This is a genomic window from Stieleria sp., assembly GCF_041595215.1.
Lineage (GTDB): Bacteria > Planctomycetota > Planctomycetia > Pirellulales > Pirellulaceae > Stieleria > Stieleria magnilauensis.
Map to the genome: position 1 here is coordinate 1 of NZ_JBFHKV010000223.1, position 9,421 is coordinate 9,421.

General features: G+C 60.9%; 1 protein-coding gene. It reads right to left on the minus strand.

Features of this window, described 5'->3' with window-relative positions:
- Positions 1-9,421 (minus strand): putative Ig domain-containing protein (locus tag ABX749_RS11005; protein WP_372896023.1); only part of this gene is annotated, 9,421 nt, incomplete at both ends.

A 9,421-nucleotide genomic window follows, 5' to 3' on the forward strand; every position in this document is an offset into this window, starting at 1 on the left:
ATCAATCGGTGCGAAGCCGTCGGCGATCACGTCCACCCGTACGGTTTGCCCGGGCAATGCGGGGAAACTGGGTGTGGTGACGATGCGGACGTCGGGCAGTTGCGGTGTCGCGACCGAATCGATCACGATGGTGTGCTTGGTTTCGGCCAGACCGTCACTGGCACGTGCGTCGATGATCGTGCGTCCGAGTTGTCCGGGGTTCGGCACCCAAGTGATTCGTCCGGTGGCCGGATCGAGTTGCGCGCCGGTGGGCAAGCCGTACGCCGAGAAGGTCAACGTGTCATCGAGATCGGGATCGGTTCCGGCGATCGTGAAATCGAGCAAGTTACCCACCACGACCTGGTGATGGCGACTCTCAATGACCGGCGCGCGATTGACGTTTTCGACCACGATCGGGACGGTGATCGAATCCGATGCGGATTCGGAATCGGTCAACGTAAACGTGACGTGGTACGTCCCCGCTTGGTCGTACCGCGGTTGCCATCGAAACACTCCGGTGCTGGCGTCAAAGAGTGCACCGTCGGGAACATCGCTGGCGGTCAATTCGAGGGATCCACCATCAAAGTCCGCGCCGGTGACTTGGAACTGTGCAAAAACCCCTTCCCGAGCGTATTGGGCGGCGGGGAAGGCCAGTCGCGGGGCGCGATTGACGGCGCCGACGGTGATCGCAAACGGTTTCGCGTCCGAACCTGATCCGTCGGTGGCGACGACCTGGATCGCATACGAACCGGCGTCGTTGAACGTCGGCGACCAATGCAATCGTCCCGTTGCGGGATCCAGTGTCGCGCCGGCGGGCAGATCATCGGCGAAAAATCGAATGGTATCGTTGTCCGGGTCCGTTGCGGAGAAGTCGACCGACAGCGTCTCGCCTTCGTCGACGCTCGCATCGGCGGGAACGGTTAAGGTGGGCGCGGTGTTGGTACCGCGAACCGTGATCACGAAGGACTGCGACGAGGTGAGCGACCGCGCAAGATCCCCGTTGCCTTCATCGGTCACCGTGACGGTGACGTTGTAGATTCCCAAATCGGCGGCCGTCGGGTCCCAATTCAAAAGTGCTTCACCATAGCGGGCTCCATCAACCAGACGAGCTTCAACCGGCAGCCCACTCATCGCGTAGGTGAGCGGTTCCTGATCCAGATCGCTCGACTGCAACGGCAGACGCAACAGTTCGCCCGGCAAGACCACCAACGAAGACACGGGTGCGAGAACCGGCGGATCGTTGGCCGATTCCACGGTGACAACGAAATCATATTGCACGGTTTCGATTCGACCGCGTCCGTGTCCGTTTCCGTCGTCGCTGGCGATCAACGAAAGCGTGTAGTTGCCCCGGTCGCCCGTTCCCGGTGCGAAGTGGAACGATCCGGTCCCGTTGCCGTTGTCGGTAAAGGAAACGAAATCGGGCAGCGGCAATCCCGGAAATCCGTTGGCGGCTTCGAGCGTGATGTTGTCACCATCGGGATCGGCCACCGAGACCGGGATGTCGACCATGCCACCGCGGCTGAGCGTCAGGTTGCTGATCGGATCGATGATCGGTCGCTGATTGATGTCGCGGACGGAGATCGGAACGCGTGATGAAATCATGATCGGATCGCTGACGCCGTCGCCGTCATCGGTCGCTTCGAACAAGACGCTGTAGTCCCCGGACTGGTCGTAGCGCGGCGTCCAGGTGAGTGTCGCCGTTTCGCTGTCGAACGTCGCTCCGTCGGGCAGTCCGGTGACGCGGTAGGCGATCGGCGAAACGAGGCCCGGCGGGTCGAGTGTGCCGTCTCCCAAACGAACCGGTAATTCAAAATCGGGATGATCGGGGTCCAAGGCTAACGACGTGATGACCAGCGTCTGGCCTTCTTCGACCGACCAACCTTGCATCGCGTCAAAGCTGGGCGCGCCGTTGGCGTTGATCACCGTCACGTCGATTTGGCCGTCGACTGATTGACCACCCGCTGTCACGGTCACGGGAATCGATAGCGCCGGTGGAACATCAAACCCGACGGTCCAACGGAGTGTTCCGTCGCGCGAATCCAACGTGGCGCCGCTCGGCAGGTCCGCGCTGGTAAACAGCAACCGGTCTCCGTCGGGATCCGACGCACCGATGCGATAGGTCCACTGGTCGCCCTGACGCAAAGTGAATTCTGGAATCGGGTCCAAAACCGGCGGCCGATCGGCCTGGCCGACCAGCAAGTCAAACGCATGCCGCGTGATGCTGATCCCATCGGTCGCGACCAACGTGACATCTCGATAGACGCCTGCGGCGTTTTCGCCCGGTGTCCACCAAAGCGTTTTGGACGCCGGATCGAAGAACGCACCCGGCGGCAGGTTGTCGGCCCAGACCTCGACCGGATCGTTTTCGCGATCGTCGATCTCCACGATGATTTGCAACGTCTCGTTCTCGATCATCCGAGCGTCAGCCGGCGGCTGGACGAATTCCGGTGCCCGGTTTCCACCGGTGACGCGAACCGTCCATGTTTGGGATGTGAATCCGCCGCGTGAATCGAACGCGTACAACACGACATCGTTCTGCTCGGCGACCCCAACCGTCGGGGTCCAGGCAACAAGTCCCGTCTCCGGATCCACCGTCATGCCGTCGGGTCCGCGTTGCAGCAGGTACGCGACCGCGACGCCGTCCGGGTCGACCGCATCGGCGTCGTACGAATAGGGCTGGTCGACGGTCGCGAATGTCACCGGATCGGTTTCGAAATCGGGCCGCAAATTCGGCGACGCGGTGGCCAGGAATCCGGGAACGAAATCGGCAGCGACGTTGTTCGGTGAGAGCAGCCGTATGGTCTTGGCCGTCGTCGATTCGCCCGGACGCAGGTGAACGCCGTCGGGGACGTTGGCGGTCAAGTCAAACAGCCAGCGTCCATCGGGACCCGGGATCGCCGGTTGACCGGGAACCGCGCCGCCGGCGGAAACGTCGCCGCCGACCGGATCGAGAACCAGACTCATCGGCAACAACAAGTCATAGTCACCGCTGTTGCGGATTTCGACCTCGTACGTCAGCGCCTGGGTCTGACGATCGAAGCGTGTTCCGGTCAGCGTGATGTCGACGTCCGCGGAGAATTCGCTGACCGTGGTGAAGTGGACTTCGTAACCTGCCGGCAGCGAGAACCCGCCCACACTTTCGATCCCTTTGCCGATGTACAGCGTATGCTCCCCGGCAGAGAATCCTTGCACAAACAGATAGGCCGTTTGCGACGCCTCGTGGTAGCGGACTTCGGTGATGACCGGTTGTTGATCCTCGGGCAGGGCCGCATCGCCACGGATGGCGTAGTTTCCCGGATTGAGAACCGACTCGATCTCCGTTCCCAGACCCGTGAACATCTCTTCGCTGAACGTCACACTGACCAGCCCCAGCGGCAGCGCGACGACGGTTTGTTCGGCCGGATGGGTCGCGACGACTTCGGGGATCGCGATCGGGCTGATCACATCGACTTGTTCGGACTGGCTGATCAGAACGCGTCCGCCGCTGGTCGTCGCGACGACGTCGCCGCGGGTGCCGCCGGTGGCGACCGCGACCCGACGCAGCGTCGCCATGTCGACCATCGTCAGCTCGCTGTTTTCGCCCGTGGCGACCGATTGGCCGAAACCGGTGTTCCCCGTGTTGTGGGAAACGAACATCAACCCTTCCAGTGACGTTTCAGTTTGTCCGAAGGCGATCGAATCGATCGGGGTTTCAAAGGAGAGCACCGTTTCGGCGCGTCCGAGCGGATTGAACCGCACCACCGCGTCTCGCTCGGGCCACTGCACGCCATAGAGTGTTCCGTCACCGGCGAACGCCAGACTGCCGACTCGCAAGTCCAAGTCACGACTGAGTCGTTTGAAGGTGCCGGTGTCGGGATCGAATCGTTCGACACCATAGCGGGAACCGACGATCACGTCGCCGCCGGCCGGATCGATGGCCAGACCCATCGTCAAACCTTCGCCATGTTCGGCCAGGATGCTGCCGTCGATCGGATCGAGTTGCAACAGCGGACCGCCGCCGGTGGTCGCCCACAGTCGACCGTCGTCATCAAACGCGAGGTTAAAGATCGGATGATCCAGTTCCGCCCATGTGCCTTCGGCCGTCCCACCGTTGGCATCAAACAGGTACAGCTGGTTTCTGGCCGTGCCGCCGCTGATCAGAATGTCTCCGTCGGGCGTTTCGGTGATCGCCATCGGTCCGATGCCGCTGGTTGCGACGCCGGTGGCGGTGATGTCGAAACCGTCGGCGAATCGCTTGGCGGTAAACGGTTGCAAGACGGTGTCAAAGATCGCCGGGTTGGTGGTCGATCCGGTCGATGGGACCAGGTTTTCGGCTGCGGCGAACAACGGATTGGTCGACGGCTCGGTGGTCGGCGGCGTCGGTTGTCCAAAATTCGGACGCGTCGTCGCATCGACCGTCGGCAAGGCCCCGAGAGAATTGGCGGTGCCGTCGTCATCCGCTGTGGCGCCCGCCGGCGGGGTTTCGCGGTTTCCGGCCAGGTCCGTCGCCAACGCCAGAAACTCATACGTGTGCCCGACGCGACCGATGAAGACTTCTTCGCCGACCGCTTGGCCGACTTGGCGTTGCCAGATTTTGTAGTCACCGCCGTCTTCGGCGACGTACAGCGTGACGTGCTTGAATCCACTTCCACCCGCATCGTCGGCGACATTCCAGGCGACGACGAAATCGTTTTGAGCGTTCAGCGGCGTGACGGTCACGTTGCTCGCGGGCGCTTGTGCATCGATGGTGTACGTCAGATCGTCGGCATCCTCCGGTGGCGCGTTGTCCAACAAGACACGGGCTTTGGCGGTCAACGATTGTCCCGTTTCGGCGTCATCGGAAAGCTCGATGCTGTAGGAAACGAAACCCGCCCCTCGGCCTTGAGCGTTGTTCGGCGGCAGCAAGCCCCCATCGGTATTCGTGCGGACTTCACCGGTCAGCGGATCGATGGCTTGAATCAACCAGGTCGCGGCGTTGGATTTGACATCGATCCCTCCGCTGACGCGAACATTAAACCCGAGCGTTTCGGCGAATTCAAAGTCGCCTTGATAAAGGGCCCGTCCGCCCGGAACGCGGATCGTGATGTCGCCGACCTTGATGTCGCCCAACTGGAACGTTCTGACATCCATGTTCTCGTCCAACGGAACCACCACACGGACTTCGTTGGCATCGCGAGTCGTGTTCGGGTCGTTCTGGAAATTGATCGTGAACGGAAGCGATTCGTTGGCGGGAACAAAACCTCCCGTTTCCAGCGTGAACGGACCGGTTTGCGAAACCGCGCCGACGTTGGTGCCTTGTTGGTCGTAGTACTCCTGCAAGTTCAACGGAAAGAAGACGTCTTCGTCGTTCGGCGTGATGCCGCGGATCTGGTAATCGGCGGGGATACCGGCACCACGTTTGTCGAACGGAACCCATGGGACATAGACACGCATCGTTTGAAAATGCGTGTTCAGATCCAGCCCCAGATCGTAATCGTCGAACGTCGGCAGCTCGGGAACGGGATTGGCGCCGCTGAGGATTCCGAAGAACGACAATGAGTCGCCGGTGAAATTGGCACCGGTCGTGTCGTTGGGAGCTTTGAGAGTCGGATCGTGACCGTACCAGCGGCGGACGGTGTCAAAGAAGTCACCGAATTCGCCGGAGAGAATGATTTGATCTCCACCGGGTCCGCGCAGCACACCGCCGGCCAGCGTCGCCATCAAACTGGCCAGTTCCTGGTCGCGTCGCGTCGGCGGCACGGCATCTTCGGCGCGCAGCCGTCCGCTTTCGGCCAGATAGCTCAGGTACATCGATTGCCAAGCCGCTTCGTTGCCGGCCAGATTCACCAGCGCCGCGTCGGCATCCGCGTCATCCAAGATGCCTTGACGCAACTGATCCGCTTCGGCCAACGCATGGTCGACGAACTCATCGCGCGACATCGACGTGGCCGAGGCGACGACATGGAATTGGAAGGGGATCTTGGGGATCGTCAAGAAGTCGGGGACCGCACCAAAGACTTCCCAGATGAACGACAGACCGGGTGAGATCTGGTCCAGAGCCGAGGGACCGTCGGCAAGCAGATCGATTTCGGCGTATTGCGGAAGCGCCGCGTAGATCTTGGCTTTGAAGGATTCCCAGGCGTGATCGTGCAACTCACGCAAGCCCGGATAGGTTTGGACTTGGAACGTGAATCCCGCGAACCCGTCGGCCGGATGGTCGAACAGGTAGCCGCCGGCGGTGACGGTTCCGTCGGTGTTGACTGCCGACTCGAGTTCCGCCCAGGGCAACTCGGCCAGCGAGCCTTCCTCGGGGCCGCCACGCAGATTGGACGTGAAATGGTTGTAGGGCAATCCGTAAACGAAGTCATTGATGCCCATTTCCGGGATGCCGACGTTGTAGAACACGTACGGCGCATCGATGTTGCCCAGGTTCTGCAGCGCGACGCTATACGTTCCCGGATCTCCGGCGAAAATGTAACGCGGCCCGCCGATCCCGATCGTGACTTCGGGTTCGATCGTCCGTTCGATCTGGAACCGATACGGCACCACCGCGACTTCACCGCCCGGATTGATGACTTGCACGTCATACAAACCGTGCGGAGCATCTTCGAAATCAAACGTGACGATGATCTCGGACGCCGACACATAATTCCGATTGACGGGAACGATTTCGGCGAATCCCGGTCGGACCAGTTTGACGACCGCGTCTTCGTGAAAGCGTGCCCCGGAGATGGTCGTGGTGACGTACTTGGAATCCCCGCCGAGATCCGTTTTGATGTTGGTGATCGCCAGCGGCAACAACTCGGCGAGAATCCGGATCGGCGACTGATCACTTTCGGTGGCAAACCCCCGCACGAGCACATAGTAGGTCCCCGCTTCGGTGGCCGGAATGATTGCTGCGGGTGTCTCCGACAGCGTGCCGCCGCTGCTGGCGTCAAAGGTTCGCACCGTCGGCGCATCGTTGTGCCGCAAGAAGATTTCGTGGGTCGAATCGTCGTCGGCAAAAACGGTCACGCGCAACGTGCGGTCAAAGGGAACCTCGACCGCGTAGAGTCGTTGCTGTCCCGTTGCCAGGGTCGTCGGCAGGGGGACGTCCAGCGTCAAGAACGGCGCGGTCAATTGCATCGTCGATGGCGATGCGGTGATGTTGTTTCCGTCCGCGACGTCCTCGTAGACCTGATTAAAGATATCGGTGCGGACGATGGCCCGGTACGCGCCGGGGGTCAACGAAGGCGTGATCGTTTGAAACGTTTGGGTATAACTTTCTCCGGGCGCGAGCGTGCCGCGGAATTCCAATCGTCCCGCCGGAGCATCCCGCAAGTCCCATGTCGCGTCGCTGGAAAAGAACAGACTGTCGGACCAGCGTCCGCTGGCGGTTTCGTTGCTGGTGTTGGTGACGGTCCACGAGATCGTTGCCGGCGAACCGGCTTCGACATTCGCCGGAACGGTGATGTCGGTGACCTGCAAATCGGTCGGCGGCGGCAGTTCAATGATCGTGGGGACCGCCGTCGTACGCGAGTTATTGCGCTCGTTGGGCCCCTCGAAGACGTTTCCACTGACGTTGTTTCGATCCGGGTCGGTGATCACGAAGACGTAATATGGCCCCAACAAATCCGCCGGCAGCGAGACCGTTCGCGAGGTCGTGTACGAGGCCCCCGCGTCTAACCCGACCTTTCGTTCCAGGGATCCGAGGTAGACGTCCGTGCTGAGATCCAAGAACTCATCGCGTGACAGGTAAATCAGATCGAACCAGTGCTGTTGACCGGCGACGGTGTCACCGCCGAGATTGCTGACGGTGAATTCGACATTGATCTCTTGCCCCCGGTCGGCACGAAGCGGCGCGGTGACCGCGGTGACCTGCAAGTCCGGCAGCGGCGCCAACGTGATCGGCAGATCGCGGATGGCGATGTTGTTGCCCTCCAATTGGTATTCCTTGACATTGGCCCGCGCCGATTCACGCGATGCTTCGGACGCCAGATCCCAGGGGGCGAGTGTGCCGGGTGTTTCGAACTCGAGCCCGATCAATTTGAACCCGATATTGCTCGGTCGCCGCGCGCGATCTTGCCTAGCGGCCGAGTCGGTGAACAACAGCAAACTGAAATCACCTTCGATCCCATCGGGAAGACGTGCCTGGATCGTACCGGTGTACGTTTCACCGGGCTTCAACGCTCCGGTGCGAAAACGCGAACCGATTTCGTGATCAAAATTATCCAGCGAGGCGTCGTGCGAAATGAACAGCCGATCGAACCACGACCCGACGCGTGTTTCTCGATTGCCAACGTTTTCGACCGTGTACGAAATCTGTATGGTCTCGCCGGACGTCGCCCCCGCGGGGACCTGAAAATCCGTGATCGTCAGATCGGCTTCTTTGTAGATGATGGGAAAATCGGCGCGAGCCAGGTTGTCGCTGGGGTCTTCAAACGCCCAACGATCAAAGTGGCCGAGCCACGTGGCGTTGTCGCCTTCATTAGCGGGATACCAATCTGTTTCCAGCAGCCGCGCCTGGTAGGGAAAGTACAACGGCGAGCGGTCATTGTGGGCGTCCAAATGCACCCACAGCGAATAATCGTCTCCGGTGCCTTCGGGCAACGTGGTGGTGAACGCGATCGTGTAGCGGTCGCCCGGGTTGATGATCGATGTGGGAGCGTAAATCGACGTGCCCAGGAAAGACGCCCGCCGGCGAACAAACTCGTCATCGGCCGACAGCCAAATGAAATCCTTCCAGTAACGCGTGCCGCCCCAGACCGGATGGGTGCCGATGTTTTCGACCGTGTAGGTGAACGTGACCTCTTCGCCGGAGAACACGTTGTCGGGAATGTCGAACTCCACGACCTTCAGGTTCGCCGGGTAGCTGCGGATGTCGGAATCGACTGCGGTCGCGTTGTTGGTTTCATCGACTTCGTCAACCGGATGGTACTTTTCCGGCGGTGGGATCTGTGGGAAGAACCCGGACAGGTCGATCGAGGGTTCCGGCGGCACGTCATCATCGGTGATCACCACGATGTACTGGCCGGTCGCCGAGGGCGACAGCGCGATGTCCATCGAATCGGTGTAAGACGCTCCTTTCGCCAACGGCAGGTCGCGTTTCTTTTCGCCGAGTAACAGCGTCGTCGCGTGGACGCTCTTGGGATCGGGCAGATCGCTCAAGTAAATGCGATCGATCCATCCGCCGGGTTCCGCGTCGGCCAGTCCCAAGTTGTCGACGGTCCACGTCACGGTGATCGTGTCCCCGCCGGAACCCGTCGGCGGAGCGATCACTTCCGAGACGACCAGATCGGGTTGCGATCCCAACACGTCGATCGCGCGTGCTTTGTAGTTGTTGTTGTCAAAGTTGTTCGGGTCATCGGGGTTGGTGTTCGACGCCAACGTGTCTTCGGGGATCACATCGAACGGGTCCACCCAAGGCGTGATGTACCAGGTTCCCGACTCCAGCTCTCTCGGAATGCGGACGGTGGTTTCCGTTTCATATCCGGCAAACCGGTCC